The sequence below is a fragment of the Cobetia sp. MC34 genome, from assembly GCF_018340035.1.
Classification (GTDB): domain Bacteria; phylum Pseudomonadota; class Gammaproteobacteria; order Pseudomonadales; family Halomonadaceae; genus Cobetia; species Cobetia amphilecti.
Genome location: NZ_JADPPY010000050.1, coordinates 1 through 17,434, shown reverse-complemented (window position 1 = coordinate 17,434; position 17,434 = coordinate 1). Strand labels below are relative to the sequence as shown.

Sequence of the window (17,434 nt, the reverse complement as noted above, 5' to 3'; positions counted from 1 at the left end):
AGTGATTTTTATTTTATCCATGAAGGCTTGAATGAAAGCACGAACCAATCGATTATTTAACATAGCATCGAAATAAATGTATTATCGTAAATTCTAAAGTATTAGTTTCCGTATGTCGAAACGATTTATTGTGTTCGCATTCCAATATGACTGTGTTTTTTTATGAGGCAGCTCCATATGTATATGCACTGTTCGGCGTAGTTGGTAGATTGGCTGTATTTTTAGACTTGATTTTTGTTCTTGATTGCCTTGAGTTATCAGGTATGTGGCAATGGCTCGTGTAAGCAGTCCTGGTCCCGTTTTGCTCCAAGTGCTTTCATTATCTCGTGCGAGTAATGAAGATAATGCCATTTCACTGGCATATATAATAGCAGGGTGTTGAGGGGTCGCGGATATCACATTATTGGCTAATGCACCAAAGTTCTCTCTAAAACAAAGCAAGTCAGTTCCTTCCGGGAATAGACTATCCACGTTAGCGTGGAAGCGATCATCGGCATCAATATATAGCCCTCCATAATGTCTTAGATAGCAAAGACGGAAAAAGTCAGCCCCTTCAGCAGGATTATTGGCCAATAAAAATGCTTTTTCATAAGACTGGCCAAAAGTAGTCTTTAAAAAGTATCTCGCTTTACGACTATCAAATCGCTCATATTCGATATCAGCAAGATTTTCCCAAGTCGCCATCGTATCCGTTATGGATTGAGGAGGGGTAGGGGTATCCCAGTACTGGACTATGCGACGTGGAATACGATGACCATCCGTTTGAGAGACAGAAGTAGTGTCTATAGTATGTGTTGCTACGACCTTCGAGGCGGCAAAATTATAACGGGAAACAAGATCAGCAGATTCATGCGACAAGTTCAAAGCACTTTTTTCCGCTTGATATAGGCATAAATCGTTGAGATGAACCCCTATCATGGACACAGAAAAGTGTTCGGACGTTACCTCGTGTTGTATCCCAGACCGCCTGGCTTTTTCAATAAGATTATGAGCTTCTTCAGAGCGCCCTAGCATGATAAGCAGACGGAGCCGCGTCATTAATAGCTGTACTGTATTTCCTACACCACTTGTGTCCAGCTCTTTTTGCGCTTCTTGACTATCCCCTATTTCCAACCAGCACTGAGCACGTAGATTTGCTGCAGCTATTTTTTTTGCGACAGGAATATTACCATGCAATATCTCAAGCGCTCTTTGGGGCTGGCCCGAATTGAGTAGCATTAACGCATGCAAGGACTTAAGTGTAAAATCTTGCGGCCAGCGTAGACGACATTGCCGAATATAGCGTTGTCCAAGTCCATGGACATGGGTGATTTTTAGTAGATGACATAGTCTACGTGCTTCTAGTAAATTTCGCTTCGACTGACGGACAGAGCGGTAGATAGAGAGGGCGGCGTGCGGCCCATCTGTGCACAGTGTAAATTCGACATTTACGTCATTTTTTGCTTTTTGTGTTAGATGCTTAGTTAACCTTTCTTTTAATGCGGAAAGCGAATGATATACTTGCGAGGAAATAGTTTTTTGAAACAGTGTTAGTATGACATCTTTGTCTTTCGGTCCATGTGAAAATATGGCATCACATGTTAAAGATACTTCTTTTTTTACTGTCAGTTTTTCAGCATTAAATAGTAATTTCAGTTTCTCCTTCTCATTCAGATACTGTATTTGACCAAGAATAAACTGAATAATGCTGTGATAGTTGTTCCGTCTTACCTGTGAGGCGGCTTGTGTGGTATCTATCAGTGATATTGCGTGTAAAAGTATTTGTATATCTTGCTGAGAAGCGTTATTTTTTTCCTTGATTACCTGATATGTATTAATAAGATGAGAAGGGTATTCATCTTTTTTAAAATTGGCTATCAATGATAACCAGAGCTTCCTGCCGTTAAGATGGTCTGTGTGTTGTGCGAGCAATGCTTGCAATACACTTATTGCAGCTTCGATTCGGTTATTGGCTTGATAAAATCGCGCAATTGCCAACATCACACTGGGATGCACTGTCTTCGCATCGTATAGCATGCGAAGTAGTGAGAAAGCAGGTGACTTAAGATTGATCATACGCAGTAAATCTAATTTCGCACAACATAGTCCCGCATGTAAATGATGTTTTTTCAACTCTTCTTCGACTAATAAGAGTGCTCGAGAAAATTCTCCCAGCGCCATAAGGATTCTAACTCTCAGAACCTGTAGTTCTGGGTCATTTGGCCTACGTGTGTGTGCTCTTGTAACTCGTTCAGAGGCAAGCTCTATTAAGTCTAATTCTAGTGCCACTTGTACCCATAATTTCCAGATGACAGGGTTGAAGATATTATAGGTAATGGCATCCGTGAGCACTTTATCCGCTTTTTCAAGCTGACGCTTATTAATCGCATACTGTGCGATATGAACGGCCAGGGTTTTGCCTAGGGCAATGGCATTAGTATGAGTTGGCTGGTGAGTCAAAAGAGAAATGACAACAGAATAAGCAGCATCGAATCTACCATAGGATTGGTACCAGCGCGCTATTGCCATCTGTATTGCGGGATGAGGATCTGTATTTTTTCTTGTGTTGCTGACGAATTCTAAGCCTACTGTTTTGAGTTCACTGCCCCGTAATAGGTCAAGCTTGAGACACAAAAGATCTGGTGCCATCGGCCATTGGATAAGCGCTTTATCTACGATGACTCTAGCTTTTACATCGTTCCCTTGTGCCTTTTGAATACGCCCGTAGAGCTCATGTATGGGGCGATGATAGGGGTGGTCTGAGACAGCTTGCACAACACGATGACTGGCTTCCACCAAGTCATTTTGTCGATAGGCAAGTTGTACCCAGTACTGCCAAGTACGTGCACAGGGAGTCGGTGCTTCTAATCTCGGTGCGAGCAACTGTGCCGCTTGTTCATAATGACTATTGGCGATCGCCTGTTGAATTTGGTCAAACGAGGGTTGGCTTTGATTTTGTGAGCGATCGTCATGTACGGACAATGTTGTCATTACCTTGTTGAGGTCTGAGTGGAGAGTTGACGTACTCTTAGGTAGAACATATTAGCAAGCCATGAACACAAAAACACCCGCGCAACAGATTGATTCTGTCACGCAGGTGTAGGTGAACTACCTTATGCTCTGGCGGAGCTTATCAGGCGGCTTGGATCGCCAGTTGCGGCTCCTGAATACCAAAACGCTCACGAATGGCCAGTGGCAGCAAGCGGCGTGCAGAAATGCGCGGACGCTTCATTTCAGTGATGGTTGTGTCCATGCCGTACAGTGACAGGTACTCATCATAGTTTTCGAAGGCCTTACGATCGACGTAGTCGATGTAGGTCTCTGCGGCAGCACCATTCGCCAGAATTACTTCGTGATTTTCTGTCTCGATGTGATAGTAGGTGACTTCCTTGGGAAGTTCACTCGCTTCAACGGTGGTGATCGTTGAGCCATTGACGAGTGCGCCGGCGTTGATGACCAAGCCATCGATGATCATGCCGTGACTGGCAGTAACTGTCAGATCCTGGTTCGGCAGCCCTGGAGCAATAGCGTTTTCTTGGAAGCGAATAGCCTGGAACTTGTCTTGCGCCTTTGCCGGGCGGACTGTCTGACGACCCACCCACTTGACGGCCACAGTGTTGCCTTCGGCGGTCACAACCATATCGCCGATGGCCAGATCTTCAACAGCGACTTCACCGTCCGGTGTGGCAATCATGGTGCCTTCAGCGAAGCAAACCAGGGTGAAGCCGTTTTCACCGTTTAGCAGGCTTGGATCATCAATGTATGCCTGAGCTTCCGCTTCTGTCATGGGGATATTGGCGACGACGTCCCCTTCGCCTAACACCCCATTACCTGAGTTGGTGATATGCAGGGCGTCCTTTCGATAAGCATTTTTGAACAGGCTGTCATCCAGCTGCCAAGTATCATTAGCGATGCTCAGCGTGTCGCCGGTTCCGAGACCTGTGACATTCAGTGTGGTGGTGTCCAGAAGGCTGACATCTGAAGCGTCGTAAGTGAAGTTACCAGCGCCTTCTCCGGTGAAGTTCACATCGTAGGAGCTGAGCCCAGATAGAACAGAGATTCTGGAAGCATCGACGCTGATGCCGCTTGCACCATCAACGTTGTAAGTGACATTGCTGAGGGCGCTGACCTTCAGCAGGCCCTGGCCGATATTGAGCTGGCCACCGTTAGTCGCCGTGAAGGTCGGCTGGGCGCCAACTTCTACCCCTACGATGCTGAGCACATTGGTTTCAACACCGTCGGACACCAGCTCAGAGGAGCCCAGCGCGTTAATATTGACACCATCGTTTGGAGTATCAATGACTTCTGTGTGAGTACCAGCAAGATTCAGATTGAGCACTGCCATCGCGATGTTCCTTTGCGTTACGGTTTCACTGTTGTGTCTGCTCACCGCGACAGCCAATGCCGAGGTGTGCGGGGCAATAAGCGTTATTTTTTCGTTTAACCATATATTGTTGCCGAAGGTCTCCGCCCTCGTGTAACTAAGAGTATGCGCAAGAACATGTCAATTTCAATCGCAATGGGGAAGAAAGTAGTACTCTGAACGGAATAAATTCCTTTTTTCCTATGCCGGGCAAGAGGTTAGGAGAGTTCTAAAATACAGAAAGACTCCATTCTGACAACGGTTTCAATGATTTAACGATAAATAATCTTTAGTATCGTTAAATTACCGGATAAAATAAATTTAAGGCTAAAGTCTTATGGCTTGCCTTTACTTGATGATGCGATGTGACACGTAGCCGAGTATCACGAGGCAGAGGATTGCGTCGTTTCTTCGCCCTGGGGATTCGAGGCCTTGTCAGGAATCAACGACAATGCCAACCAGGAAAAACGCCGGATTCGGCCATGCAGAAGTAGAGGGGCAGCGTGAGGCGCTCATGTGGGCCTCGGTGAGCGAAACACGGTACAGAGAGCGATCGCCCGCGTTGTCGGTAAATGCCATCACCTTTAAAACGCGAAGCATGCTCAAGGACGTTTTCTGGGCTGTATGCCGACAGGTGAGGCTGCCCTGCCAACTTGCGTGCGCAAGGGGCAAGAGTTGACGAGAGGGATGAGTGAGGCATGGGCGAACCAGTGAGTGTTCACGCAGTGAGTCGCCGTAATTGCTCACGCATTGACAGCCCCCATGAACAGCGCGGGCCGTGCAAGAGGTCCTATCAGAGAGTCCCGCTGGGGCAGGGGAGGCGGGAGTGCCACTACCCAGCCAAGTGGTTGTTTTGGCAGCCCACCTTCAATAAGGGCCGCTATTGTCTCTTGAGTCATGCCATGCGATTGAAGCCCGCCTGGAAGGGGATGAGGTGCTCTTCAATGGCCTCCTCGTCCAGTGCCTCCGGCGAGAAGTCTTCCCCCAGCATCTGAAGTAGCTCGTGACCATGAGGATCCTGCTCGCCGGCACTGGCGGCTTTCAGGGCAGCATACCCCTGCACACCGCCGATATCCTCTGGCGGGCACGCCATGGCACCATCCAGCCATCTTGGACAGGGGGATACTGCCTCTACCTCTGTTGCTTCGATGACAATGCGATGTTTCCAGTCATCGCCAAAATCATAGAGATAATGGAAGTCATTCCCCTTGGCCCGATTCACCAGGGTCTTCAGCTTGGCATTTCGCGACATGGTAATGGGGCGTTCGCTGAAGTCGTCGGGTTCAGCGTAGTAGCGGCCGTCACACTCAAACTCGTAGAGGTGTTGCTCCTCCCACCCCATCACGTCCTGGATAAGCTCGTGTAGTCGGTGCAGATTGATCGTTTCTGGCACGACGACTCGACGCCAGACCAGGGGATCCGTGTCCATCAATTCAATACGTAGTTGAATGTCCGCCATTCGGCCTCCTCGAGTGAAGTCGCTGCGCATGAGCGTGTTAATATCCGGGCGATTGACCGGATTGTCCGTTTACGCCGCAAGTCGACTCGCTATCACGATGATCCAGTGATGGTGACTCACGTATCAACCGATGCGTTGTCCTCACTCTCCTTCAGCAATCCCTCTATCACCAGAATAGAGCGTTCATGCGGTGCTTGTGGGGTAGAACGATTGCCTTGTTCCACTTCAAAAGGGAGTAGTGCAGAGACCAGTACCGCGGCGATCAACGAGAATAATGCATCAAAGTATTTCATCGATATCCCCCTCCAGACAATGAATGTGTCTACAGAGACTATGCCGCGTGCTACAGAATTGCCTTTCGGTAATATCGATATGAACTAGCGGAACAACCGATGTCAGCGGCTGGCGCGTCGTCAGCGAGCGTCGGGAGCTCGTTCGGTGTCATTCCAGTCGATCACATGGCTGATGATCTTCCAGCCGGCCTTGCGCGCCGCTTTCTCTGCCTGAATTTTGGCTTGAACCTTGGAGATGCTGTCAGTCTGCACCGTGAAGGGCTCTTCCCATGCCAGCCGCTTGTTCTTGACGCCCAGTGTCACTCTGAGCCCCTTGAGAGGCGTGGTGGTTTCTCTGGCGCGGGGTGCTTCAGGACGCGCGCGAGGAGCGGTCTCTCGGGAGGTTGAGCTGGCGGTTCTGTTGGTACTACGCACGAACTTGTCGAGTTCGCGTTTCATGCTTTCTTCGAATTGGTCGACTGACATGTCACTCATCTGGGTAACCCCGTTTGATCAAAGGAATTCACATCTGAAGCAGCAGGGAGTCAACACACATAGGTGGTGATGACTTGCGAGATTTCGGTAAGGCGTGTCTTGCCGGTAAATTCAAATCTCACCGTACCGAGTGCCGAGAAATAGATCGTGAGCTCTGAATCAAGATCAAAGGTGCCGGAAGTTTCGATGGAATAGGTTTCAATCTTCTTGTAGGGGAGCGAGGTGAAATCTTTCTTGCTGCCGGTCAAGCCTTGAACATTGACAGCGATAATACGCTTGTTGGTAAACACGACCCCGTCACGCATTGATTTATAGGCTGAAATGATTTCTTCGCCCTCGATCAGCAGGTCATTGACGCGTTCGGCATATTCATCGTTCTGTTTGAGTTTAAAAAAGCCTTTATTATTGAAATCTATCATTGTATTACCTTGTGATTCGACAGTGCTGCCATCTGGGGATACTTCGCTAGCGCATGAGTAGGAGCCTTCCCTCGGCCTCTGGCGGGACATGCGGCTTTTTTCAGTATCAGGACTAGCATAATCCATCCCGCGCCAACGGAGTAGCCCCGCGCCCTGACACCAGAGCTCCGAGGCGATCAAGTGTGCTGCATGGCAGTGCAAGAAGGGAGAACGCGGAATGCACGCCGGCCTCTCTGGTCAGCATGACGCTTGCTGTCCGATCTCGGGAGGCCACCTTCCTTCACTCGGACGGCCAGACCTCTTCGAGACTTTGCAGAGCGGCTTCTACACAGGGCTCGTGTTGCTTGTCGTGACGCCACACCACACTCAAGGCACAGGGCAGGCGGGTATCCGGCACGATATTGAGGCCTCGTTCCTGGCGCTCGGCCAGCGCCAGTACATCGCGAGCCAGTGTCAGCCCGACGCCGGCGCGCACCAGGTCCAGCATGCAGACTTCCTGATCCACCTGCGCGACGCGGTGGGGTGTGCACTGACTGTCACGCATGGCATGCGCCAGCAGGCGTGAGTGAACGGAGTTTTCCGGCGTCACGATCCACGGCAGGGCGGCCAGGGAAGGCCAGTCAGTGTCCGTCAGGCGCGCTGACCAGCCGCTGGGGGCGAGAATGAAATAGTCGAAGAATGCCAGCTCGCGATAACAGAGGGAGTCATCGCGTGGGCCTTCTCCGGGGGGAGCGAGGTAGAAGCCGATTTCCAGTTCATTCTGGCGCAGCGCCTTGAGGACGCAGCCGCTCATGCCGTGATGGAGTTCCGTTTCCAGATTGGGTGCGCGTTCCAGAAGATGGCGCAGCAAGCTGCCCAGACGAATGAATTCCGGGTCGACGATGGTGCCGATGCGCAGCTTGCCGCGCACTGTGCTGTGCAGTGCCGCGGCGGCCTGCTCGAAGCCACGTGCGCTGGCCAAGGTCTTCTCGGCACTGGGCAGCAAGGCTTGGCCGTCGGCCGTCAACAACAGGCCATGGGGGTGACGCTCGAACAGGCTCAATCCCAGGCCTTCCTGCAATTGCTTGAGCTTGAGGCTGATCGCGGGCTGGGTGAGGTGCAACGCCTGCGCCGCTCGCGACACGCTGCCGGTGCGCGCCACGGTGACAAAGGCGTTGAGTCGGGACAGATCCTGCATCAGTGACATCCCTGTGTTTGGCATTTTCTGGCCGGCGAGACACGTGCTGCTGGCCCTGCATCACGCATTGTGGCCTGAATGCGTTCTCTGCCACCTATTGGCCATTAGTCGCGGTAAGCCGTGTTCACCCGGGACAGGCCTCGTGATCGAAGCGCCTGTCGCTGTCGAAATCTCTTCCTTTTTATTCATTGTAACTGATTGATTATAAGCGCTTAACTGTTGCTCTGGTTCTCGAGGGAAGTGGAGAAATGTCTGAGCGAAACCGGATATCAGCAATCGTTATATCTCACCCAAGAATTACTCAATTGCACCCTGCGCGTGGCGGCGTAATTTCATGAACACTTGCTGATGGCATGTCCTCGTTCGTCATAGACCAGGCGAAGGACCTTCAGCGCCAGACATGTGCATGACACAGGCTTATTCCTATAAAACACCGCCAGCGGAGATCAGCACCATGACGACAGCAGCCAACGCTATCCAGCATTTCATCAACGGCCAGGTGACTCGAGGCGACTCCAGCGTCACTCAGGATGTCTTCAATCCGGCCACCGGCAAGGTGACCGGTCAGGTCGCGCTGGCCCGTAACAGTGATGTCGATGCCGCCGTGGCTGCTGCCAACGCCGCTTTCCCGGCCTGGGCCGACACGCCGCCGATTCGCCGTGCCCGAGTGATGTTCAAGTTCCTCGCATTGCTCAACGAGCACAAGGACGAGCTGGCGGAGGCGATCACCCGCGAGCACGGCAAGGTATTCACCGACGCCCAGGGCGAAGTGGCACGCGGCATCGATATCGTCGAATTCGCCTGCGGTATCCCGCAGCTGCTCAAGGGGGATTTCACCGACCAGGTCAGTACCGGCATCGACAACTGGACGATGCGCCAGCCGCTGGGCGTCGTCGCTGGCATCACGCCGTTCAACTTCCCGGTGATGGTGCCGATGTGGATGTTCCCGGTTGCCATCGCGGCAGGCAACAGCTTCGTGCTCAAGCCGAGCCCGCTGGACCCCAGTGCCTCGCTGATGATGGCGGACCTGCTCAAGCAGGCGGGTCTGCCGGATGGCGTCTTCAACGTGGTGCAGGGCGACAAGGATTCCGTCGAGGCGCTGATCGATCATCCCAAGGTGCGCGCCCTGTCCTTCGTGGGCTCGACCCCGATCGCCAACCTGATCTATGAGCGCGGAGCACGTCACGGCAAGCGCATCCAAGCACTGGGGGGCGCCAAGAACCACATGGTGGTGATGCCGGACGCCAATCTCGACAAGGCGGTGGATGCCCTGATCGGCGCGGCCTACGGCTCCGCCGGCGAGCGCTGCATGGCCATCAGTGTCGCGGTAATGGTGGGCGATGTGGCGGACACCCTGGTGCCGCGTCTGGCCGAGCGTGCCCGCGAGCTCAAGATCAAGGACGGCATGAATCTGGACGCCGAGATGGGCCCGATCGTCACCCGTCAGGCGCATGAGCGTATCTGCGGTTACATCGAAAAGGGTGTCGCGGAAGGCGCCGAGATGATCGTCGACGGGCGTGAGTTCACCGGCAACGACATCGGCGGCGACAGCACTGAAGGCTTCTGGATGGGCGGCACGCTGTTCGATCACGTCACGCCGGACATGACCATCTACAAGGAAGAGATCTTCGGCCCGGTCCTGGCCTGTGTCCGTGTGCCGGACGTCGCGACCGCCATCCAGCTGATCAACGAGCACGAATTCGGCAACGGCGTGAGTTGCTTCACCGAGAGCGGCAGTGTCGCGCGGGAATTCGGGCGCCGCATTCAGGTGGGTATGGTCGGCATCAACGTGCCGATTCCGGTCCCGATGGCCTGGCACGGTTTCGGTGGCTGGAAGAGCTCCCTATTCGGGGATACCCACGCCTACGGAGAAGAAGGGGTGCGTTTCTACACCAAGCAGAAGTCCATCATGCAGCGCTGGTCGGATTCCATCGATGCCGGTGCCGAGTTCGCCATGCCGACGGCCAAGTAAGTCGCTCGCGACTGCGGTCATCTGCATTCTGGTTACCTACCAGCATACGCCAGCTGTCTGGAGAGGGACGCGTCATGTCAGACAACAAGAACAACCCGCATCGATCCCCGGAGGGCGAGCAGGACGCTCGCCCCGCCAAACCGGGCGACGATCTCTCTGAATTCGATTACATCATCGTGGGCGCCGGTTCCGCCGGCTGCCTGATGGCCAATCGTCTCAGCGCCAACCCTGACCACCGCGTGTTGCTGGTCGAGGCGGGCGGACGTGACAACTATCACTGGATTCACATTCCGGTGGGCTATCTGTACTGCATCAACAACCCGCGCACCGACTGGATGTTCCGCACCGAGCCGGACAAGGGACTCAACGGCCGTTCGCTGATCTATCCGCGCGGCAAGACGCTGGGCGGCTGTTCCAGCATCAACGGCATGATCTACATGCGCGGCCAGGCGCGGGATTACGATCACTGGGCCGAGGTGTCCGGCGACGACGAGTGGCGTTGGGAGCAGTGTCTGGCTGACTTCATGCGTCACGAGGATCACGCGCTACTGGATGACGGCGCCAGCAGTGATCCTGGGCAGCATGATTTCCACGGTCACGGCGGGGAATGGCGCGTCGAGCGTCAACGACTCAATTGGGAAATACTGGATGACTTCGCCATTGCGGCCGAGCAGGCCGGCATTCCGCGCACCAAGGACTTCAACCGTGGCAGCAATGAAGGGGTGGCCTATTTCGAGGTCAACCAGCGGGCGGGTTGGCGCTGGAACACGGCCAAGGCCTTCCTGCGCCCGGCGCTCAAGCGCAGCAACCTGACCCTGTGGCATTCCACCCAGGTCAATCGTCTGCTATTTGCGGGCGGCGAGCAGGGCATGGGGGCTGAAACACGGGCTGGCACAGGGGCGACGGACGCAGCGAAGCAAGCCTCCGATCTGCGCTGCACGGGGATACAGGTCGTGCGTGATGGCAAGGTCATCAACCTCTCGGCGAAGCGTGAGGTCGTGCTGTGTGCCGGCGCCATCGGCTCGCCACATCTGCTGCAGGTTTCGGGCGTTGGGCCCAGGGCATTGCTGGAGGAACATGGCGTCGAGGTAGTGAAGGACCTGCCCGGCGTCGGCGAGAACCTGCAGGACCACCTGCAGATCCGTTCAGTCTACAAGGTCACCAATGCCAAGACCCTGAACGCCATGGCCAGCACCTTGCTGGGCAAGATGGGCATCGGCATGCAGTACCTGTTCAAGCGTTCCGGGCCGATGAGCATGGCGCCGTCGCAGCTGGGGGCCTTCACGCGCAGCAGCGATGACTACGCCCACCCCAATATCCAGTATCACGTCCAGCCGCTGAGCCTCGAGGCCTTCGGGCAGCCGTTGCATCCCTTCCCGGCGATCACCGCGAGTGTCTGCAATCTCAACCCCACTAGCCGTGGCACGGTGCGTCTGCAGAGCGCCGACCCGCGTCAGGCCCCAGCGATCGCGCCCAACTATCTGAGCACCGATGAAGACCGCAAGGTCGCGGCCGATTCCCTGCGGGTCACGCGGCGTATCGCCTCCCAGCCAGCCTTTGCGCGCTACAAGCCCGAGGAGATCAAGCCGGGGGTCGAGTACCAGACTGATGAAGAGCTCGCCAGGCTCGCCGGCGATATCGGCACCACCATCTTCCATCCGGTGGGCACCACGCGGATGGGGCGCGCTGATGACCCGATGGCGGTGGTCGACAGCCGTCTGCGTGTGCGCGGCATCCAGGGGTTGCGGGTGGCAGATGCCGGCATCATGCCGACCATCGTCAGCGGCAATACCAACTCGCCGACCCTGATGATCGCGGAGAAAGCCGCTGGATGGATTCTGGAGTCAGCTGTCGGAGGAGACTGATACGAGGCCCTGCATGTCCCCAATGCGTCAGCCAGTGCTGATCGCTCAAGGCCGGCTTGTCTGACCCTGAGCCTGCAGGGGGTAGCTTCCAGAGCATGAGAAGTGCTCAAGCGCTGAGCGTCTTATGACACGAGGTGAACGTCGAGGCTTCTGCGTGTGACGTTGGCGCATCGGCTGGCGAGACCCTCGCGAAGCAAGGAGCGGAAAGACTGCCGCGTCAGGTGCTGGCTTCTGCGTGACAGTCGCCGCTCATGAGCGCTTGAGACCCACAGGCCGCCGACATTGACGTGTCGGCGGCCTGTTCGCGTCTGGCGGAAACTTGGTCGAGGAAGGCGTTAAGAAGGTACGAGGGGGCGCGAGGATGTGAAGTGCGCAGTGCGAGATTAATGAATGAAATTCATGTTTGCATGAGAAAATACCGTGTCGCGATTCATGCTTTTCGCGGTTGCCGGGAAAGTATAATGCGCGTGGAATAAAAAATGTATAATGCCGCGCTCTTTTCATTACGAAAAATTATTGAATACAGCGAACTGCCCGAGCAAGAGCGACGTCTCGCCCCTCTTGCTCGGGCTTTCTCACTAAGGTGGTAGTCGTGCAAGAAGCAGTTCCCCCCGCCAGTGATGGCGATCATCTGGACCCGCGTGTCTTCATCCCCGCCGTATTGGTCATCCTGGCCTTCATCGGCCCGGTCATCCTGTTCCCGGATGCCAGCACCGCGCTGATCAATGCCGCTTTCTCCTTCGCCACCGGCAAGTTCGGCTGGCTGTATCTGGTGGCCGGCCTGAGCGTCGTCGGATTCCTCATCTGGCTGGCCTTCAGCCGCTACGGCAACGTCCGCCTGGGCGGGGCAGAGGACACGCCCGATTTCTCCTACTTCAGCTGGGTGGCGATGATCTTCACCTGCGGGATGGGGATCGCGATCGTCAACTGGGCGTGGGTCGAGCCGATCTACTACTACACCTCGCCGGCCTATCACGTGGCGGCCAAGAGTCGTGAGGCCGCGGAGTGGGCGCTGGCCTTCGGTCAGTTCCACTGGGGGCTGACGCCATGGGCCTTCTATTGCCTGCCGGGCCTGCCGATCGCCTACTCCATGTACGTCAAGAAGCGTGATGGCGTGCGTCTGTCCGTCGCCTCGCGCGGCGTACTGGGCCGTCATGCGGATGGCGCCTGGGGCGTGTTGCTGGATTCCATCGTCGTGTTCGGGATCGTCGGCGGCGTCGGCACCTCGCTGGGGCTGGCGGTACCGCTGGTATCTCAGCTGGTCAGTGGCATCCTCGGCATGGAAGCTAACTTCGGGCTGGAAGTCGCGGTGCTGTGCATCTGGACGGCGATGTTCTCCGCCAGTGTCTGGTTCGGCCTGGCCAAGGGCATCAAGATTCTCTCCGACGTCAACGTGATCCTGGCGATCTTCCTGCTGGCCTTCACCTTCATCGTCGGTGACTCGCAGTTCATGGTCGAAGGCTTCGTCAACAGCCTCGGCAAGACCCTGGGCAACTTCATCCCGATGAGCCTGTGGACCGACCCGGCGGGGGATTCCACCTTCTGGAAGGACTGGACCGTCTTCTACTGGGCCTGGTGGATCGCCTACGCGCCGATGGTGGGTCTGTTCGTGGCGCGTATCTCGCGCGGCCGTACCATTCGTGAGCTGATCATCGCGGAGCTGGTGTTCGGCTCGCTGGGAACCTGGGTATTCTTCGCGGTGTGGGGCGGTTACGCGCTGGATCTGCAGATCAGCGGCGCGCTGGACATCAAGGCGCTGCTGGACAGCGGCGGTATCCCGCTGGCGGCGGAAGGCATTCTGCAGACCCTGCCGTATGCCAAGCTGGTCACGGTGGCCTTCATCCTGCTGTGCTTCATCTTCCTGGCGACCACGCTGGACAGCTCGGCCTACGTGTTGGCCTTGGTGGCCTCACGCAAGCTGTCCGGGTATCAGGAGCCCAAGCGCTCGTTCCGCTTGATCTGGGCCTTCCTGATTGCGGCCGTCGGGGTCGCGCTGATCCAGTTGGGTGGCCTGCAGACGGTGCAGACCTCGACCATCGTGGTGGCGCTGCCGATGATTCCGGTGATGCTGATTCTGGCGCTCTCGATGCTGCGCTGGCTCAAGAATGACTTCCCCAAGGAAGAGCTGAATCCGGTACTGGTCATCGATGACATGCCGGCCTTCCATCGCAAGCCGAAGAAGACGAATCGCCAGGCGTAACCGCGCTATGCGCTGAAAGAGACGGCGCAAAACCTAACGACAAGGGCCCCTCAACATGAGGGGCTCTTGTCGTTTCTGGCGTATGGAAACGCCTGACAAGGCGCAGGTTTGTCCAGGCTCAGGCCTACCATGCCCAGCCCTTCGCTCGGCCACGTCTCTCGTTCATTTCTCTCGGTTATTCCAGCCAGGGACGATCAAGTCCTATAGCGCTTGGCAAGAGGTGCTCAACAGTAGGCTCTCAAGCAGGCGGACGGCAGCGGACGACAAGGCAAAAAGGGGAGTGGGCGGATGGTGGGGCTTCATCCGTGTGTATTCGTGGTGGGCGACGGCCAGCATCGAGTATCCAGAGCCGCTCGGATTGGATGACAGGACGCAACAATCCTGGCCTGAACGTCTGGCCCTCAGGCCTTGGGTTGGCGGTCTCTTGCTGGGCGATTTATGAGGTAGGAGTTTGTATCTGACCTGAAAACCGCAGCAGCTCGACACCTGTATGCATGAACATGCAGTAAGTTGTGCACGTCGTGCCGGACGCCACCTCGGGTTCCTCGTTGGCGGGATGAATCAACTGGTGCTTATATTGCAACACGTTAGGTTTTCGCTATTCCCTGGTTGGCTTTTATTTATTTTTGCTATGGGAGCCTCTCGCCAATACTCCTCGCCCCGTTACTCCCTGATTTAACGAGGAATTTGCGAGATGCTGAACGTACGTTTTCCCATGAAGACCCTGACGGCCGTGATGGCGCTGGGCCTTTCTGCCAGCAGTCTGGCGCAGCAGGAAGTGATGACTCGCTCCAATGGTGCGCCGGTAGGCAACAACCAGAATTCCCTGACCGCCGGCCCGAACGGCCCGACACTCCTGCAGGACCACCACCTGCTGGAGAAGCTGGCGCACTTCGAGCGCGAGCGCATTCCGGAGCGTGTCGTCCACGCTCGCGGTACCGGTGCCTACGGTGAGTTCCGTGCCACCGCGGACCTCACCGACCTGACCGTCGCGGCACCTTTCCAGGACAAGGGCCAGGTGACGCCGGTCTTCGTGCGCTTCTCCAGCGTGATCAACAGCAAGGGCTCGCCGGAAACCCTGCGTGACCCGCGTGGCTTCGCCGTCAAGTTCTACACCGAGCAGGGCAACTGGGACATCGTGGGCATCAACTTCCCGGTGTTCTTCATCCGCGATGCGATGAAGTTCCCGGACATGATCCATGCGCTGAAGCCGGACCCGCGTACCAACCTGCAGGACCCGAATCGCTACTTCGATTTCTTCAGCCATATCCCCGAAAGCACCAACATGCTGACCTACCTCTACTCGCCGCTGGGGATTCCGACCAGCCTGCGTGAGATGGATGGTTCTGGCGTGCATGCCTTCAAGTTCGTCAATGCCGAAGGCGACTGGAAGTACGTGAAGTTCACCTGGAAGTCGCGTCAGGGCAACCACGGCATGACGCCGCAAGAAGCCGCCAAGGTGCAGTCCACTGACTTCAACCATCTGACCGATGACCTCTACACCCATCTGGATGCCGGCGATGACCCGGTCTGGGATCTCTATATCCAGACCCTGGATCCCAGCCAGCTGAACAGCTTCGATTTCAATCCGCTCGATACCACCAAGTTGTGGCCGGAAGACCTGATTCCTGCCCGCAAGGTCGGTGAGCTGACGCTGAATCGTACGCCGGACAACTTCTTCCAGGAAACCGAGCAGGCGGCCATGTCGCCGGCCAACCTGGTGCCGGGTGTCGAGCCGTCCGAAGACCGCATGCTGCAGGGGCGTCTGTTCGCCTACGCCGATGCCCAGCGTTATCGCCTGGGGGCCAACTTCATGCAGCTGCCGGTGAATGCGCCCAAGAATGAGGTGCACAACAACCATCAGGACGGCGCGGGTTACTCCAAGCCGCGTTCCGGCTCCATCAACTATCAGCCGAGCCGCAACGCCGACTCGCTGGTGGATGACAGCCAGTACGAGTACAAGCGCTACACCCTGAATGGCACCACCCAGCAGCAGCCGATCGGCAAGCAGCAGAACTTCGCTCAGGCCGGTGAGCTGTATCGCTCCTTCTCCGAGCAGGATCAGGACGCTCTGACCCAGGCGCTGGGGACTGACCTGGGCAAGGTCAAGAACGAGGAGATCCGCGAGATCATGGTCAGCCACTTCTACCAGGCCGACCACGAATACGGTGAGCGTCTGGCCGAGGTGGCAGACGTCGACATGGATGACGTTGAAGAGCTGATCGAGGACTGAGACATCTGAGGCAGCGGCTGAAAGCAAAGCGTATGAAGAAAAGCGTGATGCGATCGCGATCAACCGCTGCCCGGAAGTCCCGGACCTGTTTCACCCGGCAGGGGAGCTTGCGCTCCTCTGCCGGCCGCAACACGAGCTCAACACGAGCGAAAGACCAGAGAGGAGCGCAAGATGCATACGATGCGAGCCACAGACCCCAGCGGGCAGCAACACGGCCTGGGCAGAAGATGGCTGGCGGTGTTGGCCAGTCTGCTGATGATGGTGATGGCAGGGCAGGCTGTCGCGGCTGGCGACATCGATATCTTTGACGCCGCACGCGACGGCGACAATGCCGCGATTCGGAAATATGTTCAGCAGGGCGGTGATCTCTCGGTCACCAATTCCCGCAGCTATACCCCTTTCATTCTCGCGGCCTACTACGGGCATACCGACACCCTGGCGCTGCTGAAGTCTGCCGGAGCTGACGCCTGTGCACTCGATGAGAAGGGCAGCAATGCCTTCATGGGCGTGGCATTTCGCGGCTTTGACGAGACAGCCAGATGGCTGATCGCCAATACCGACTGTGATGTGAATCATCGCAATTACAGTGGCCAGACGGCGCTGATGATGGCGTCTCTGTTCGGCAATGAAGACATCATCAAGCTGTTGCTGCAGGCAGGTGCCGACCCCTCGATCCAAGATGCGCGTGGCAATACTGCGCAGTCATTGGCGGCGGCCCAGGGCCTGTCACGTATCGTGACATTGGTGAAGTTCAATATGTGAGGTCAGGCGTGACCAAGGGTGCCGGTGAAGCCTGTTCGGGGAATCTATCGGCTGACAACGCGCTTGGCTCACAGGCCCTTGGCTCACAGGCCCTTGGCGCCACCAACCCGACGTTCTATCGATTTCACGTTCCATCAATCTTGAGCTCTATCAATCTGACGTTCAGTAAAGTGCAAGTCTTGCAGATCTGACCAACCCAACCCAACGCAAAAGACGAGAAGTGACATCATGAAAGCCA

The 17,434-nt window shown here is 55.9% G+C and carries 12 protein-coding genes; 5 read left to right on the top strand and 7 right to left on the bottom strand.

Features of this window, described 5'->3' with window-relative positions:
- Positions 1 to 93 precede the first annotated feature (93 nt).
- From IZU87_RS16240 to IZU87_RS16210, 7 genes are all read right to left on the bottom strand, one after another.
- Entirely contained in the window at positions 94 to 2,961 is a 2,868-nt protein-coding gene (locus tag IZU87_RS16240; RefSeq protein WP_213115210.1) for a glycosyltransferase, read from the bottom strand.
- A 151-nt stretch (positions 2,962 to 3,112) separates the two neighbouring features.
- The gene (locus tag IZU87_RS16235; RefSeq protein ID WP_213115209.1) at positions 3,113 to 4,324 is read right to left on the bottom strand and encodes a Hint domain-containing protein; all 1,212 of its coding nucleotides are present in this window, start codon (positions 4,322 to 4,324) and stop codon (positions 3,113 to 3,115) included.
- Positions 4,325 to 5,237: 913 nt separating this feature from the next.
- The gene (locus IZU87_RS16230; protein WP_213115208.1) at positions 5,238 to 5,801 is read right to left on the bottom strand and encodes a plasmid pRiA4b ORF-3 family protein; all 564 of its coding nucleotides are present in this window, start codon (positions 5,799 to 5,801) and stop codon (positions 5,238 to 5,240) included.
- A 116-nt stretch (positions 5,802 to 5,917) separates the two neighbouring features.
- Positions 5,918 to 6,094: a hypothetical protein gene (locus tag IZU87_RS16225; protein ID WP_156941181.1), complete on the bottom strand. Its 177-nt coding sequence runs from the start codon at positions 6,092 to 6,094 to the stop codon at positions 5,918 to 5,920.
- Between the two features lie 120 nt (positions 6,095 to 6,214).
- Positions 6,215 to 6,532, bottom strand: coding sequence for a hypothetical protein (locus IZU87_RS16220; RefSeq protein WP_213115207.1), 318 nt, complete (start codon positions 6,530 to 6,532; stop codon positions 6,215 to 6,217).
- Between the two features lie 86 nt (positions 6,533 to 6,618).
- A complete protein-coding gene (locus IZU87_RS16215) occupies positions 6,619 to 6,987 on the bottom strand; it encodes a PH domain-containing protein (RefSeq protein ID WP_024952722.1) in 369 nt (122 codons plus the stop codon).
- 280 nt (positions 6,988 to 7,267) lie between these two features.
- The gene (locus IZU87_RS16210) at positions 7,268 to 8,164 is read right to left on the bottom strand and encodes a LysR family transcriptional regulator (protein WP_024952721.1); all 897 of its coding nucleotides are present in this window, start codon (positions 8,162 to 8,164) and stop codon (positions 7,268 to 7,270) included.
- 454 nt (positions 8,165 to 8,618) lie between these two features.
- Between IZU87_RS16210 and IZU87_RS16205 the strand changes: the two genes are divergently transcribed.
- The 5 genes from IZU87_RS16205 to IZU87_RS16185 all read left to right on the top strand — a co-directional run bounded on the left by IZU87_RS16205 (position 8,619) and on the right by IZU87_RS16185 (position 17,196).
- Positions 8,619 to 10,136, top strand: coding sequence for a CoA-acylating methylmalonate-semialdehyde dehydrogenase (locus IZU87_RS16205; RefSeq protein ID WP_213115206.1), 1,518 nt, complete (start codon positions 8,619 to 8,621; stop codon positions 10,134 to 10,136).
- A 74-nt stretch (positions 10,137 to 10,210) separates the two neighbouring features.
- Complete coding sequence (locus IZU87_RS16200) at positions 10,211 to 12,001, top strand: GMC family oxidoreductase (RefSeq protein WP_213115205.1); 1,791 nt, start codon at positions 10,211 to 10,213, stop codon at positions 11,999 to 12,001.
- Positions 12,002 to 12,593: 592 nt separating this feature from the next.
- A complete protein-coding gene (locus IZU87_RS16195; RefSeq protein WP_213115204.1) occupies positions 12,594 to 14,201 on the top strand; it encodes a BCCT family transporter in 1,608 nt (535 codons plus the stop codon).
- 694 nt (positions 14,202 to 14,895) lie between these two features.
- Positions 14,896 to 16,434: a catalase gene (locus IZU87_RS16190; protein ID WP_283248926.1), complete on the top strand. Its 1,539-nt coding sequence runs from the start codon at positions 14,896 to 14,898 to the stop codon at positions 16,432 to 16,434.
- 171 nt (positions 16,435 to 16,605) lie between these two features.
- On the top strand, positions 16,606 to 17,196 hold the full coding sequence (locus tag IZU87_RS16185; RefSeq protein ID WP_213115203.1) for an ankyrin repeat domain-containing protein: 591 nt from the start codon (positions 16,606 to 16,608) through the stop codon (positions 17,194 to 17,196).
- Positions 17,197 to 17,434: the final 238 nt, after the last annotated feature.

Bases quoted from the DNA above. Each gene is read 5' to 3' on its own strand.
- IZU87_RS16220 (WP_213115207.1), bottom strand. From the start codon at position 6,532: ATGAAACGCGAACTCGACAAGTTCGTGCGTAGTACCAACAGAACCGCC.
- IZU87_RS16200 (WP_213115205.1), top strand. From the start codon at position 10,211: ATGTCAGACAACAAGAACAACCCGCATCGATCCCCGGAGGGCGAGCAG.
- IZU87_RS16230 (WP_213115208.1), bottom strand. From the start codon at position 5,801: ATGGCGGACATTCAACTACGTATTGAATTGATGGACACGGATCCCCTG.
- IZU87_RS16215 (WP_024952722.1), bottom strand. From the start codon at position 6,987: ATGATAGATTTCAATAATAAAGGCTTTTTTAAACTCAAACAGAACGAT.
- IZU87_RS16190 (WP_283248926.1), top strand. From the start codon at position 14,896: ATGCTGAACGTACGTTTTCCCATGAAGACCCTGACGGCCGTGATGGCG.
- IZU87_RS16235 (WP_213115209.1), bottom strand. From the start codon at position 4,324: ATGGCAGTGCTCAATCTGAATCTTGCTGGTACTCACACAGAAGTCATT.
- IZU87_RS16225 (WP_156941181.1), bottom strand. From the start codon at position 6,094: ATGAAATACTTTGATGCATTATTCTCGTTGATCGCCGCGGTACTGGTC.
- IZU87_RS16185 (WP_213115203.1), top strand. From the start codon at position 16,606: ATGCATACGATGCGAGCCACAGACCCCAGCGGGCAGCAACACGGCCTG.
- IZU87_RS16210 (WP_024952721.1), bottom strand. From the start codon at position 8,164: ATGCAGGATCTGTCCCGACTCAACGCCTTTGTCACCGTGGCGCGCACC.
- IZU87_RS16205 (WP_213115206.1), top strand. From the start codon at position 8,619: ATGACGACAGCAGCCAACGCTATCCAGCATTTCATCAACGGCCAGGTG.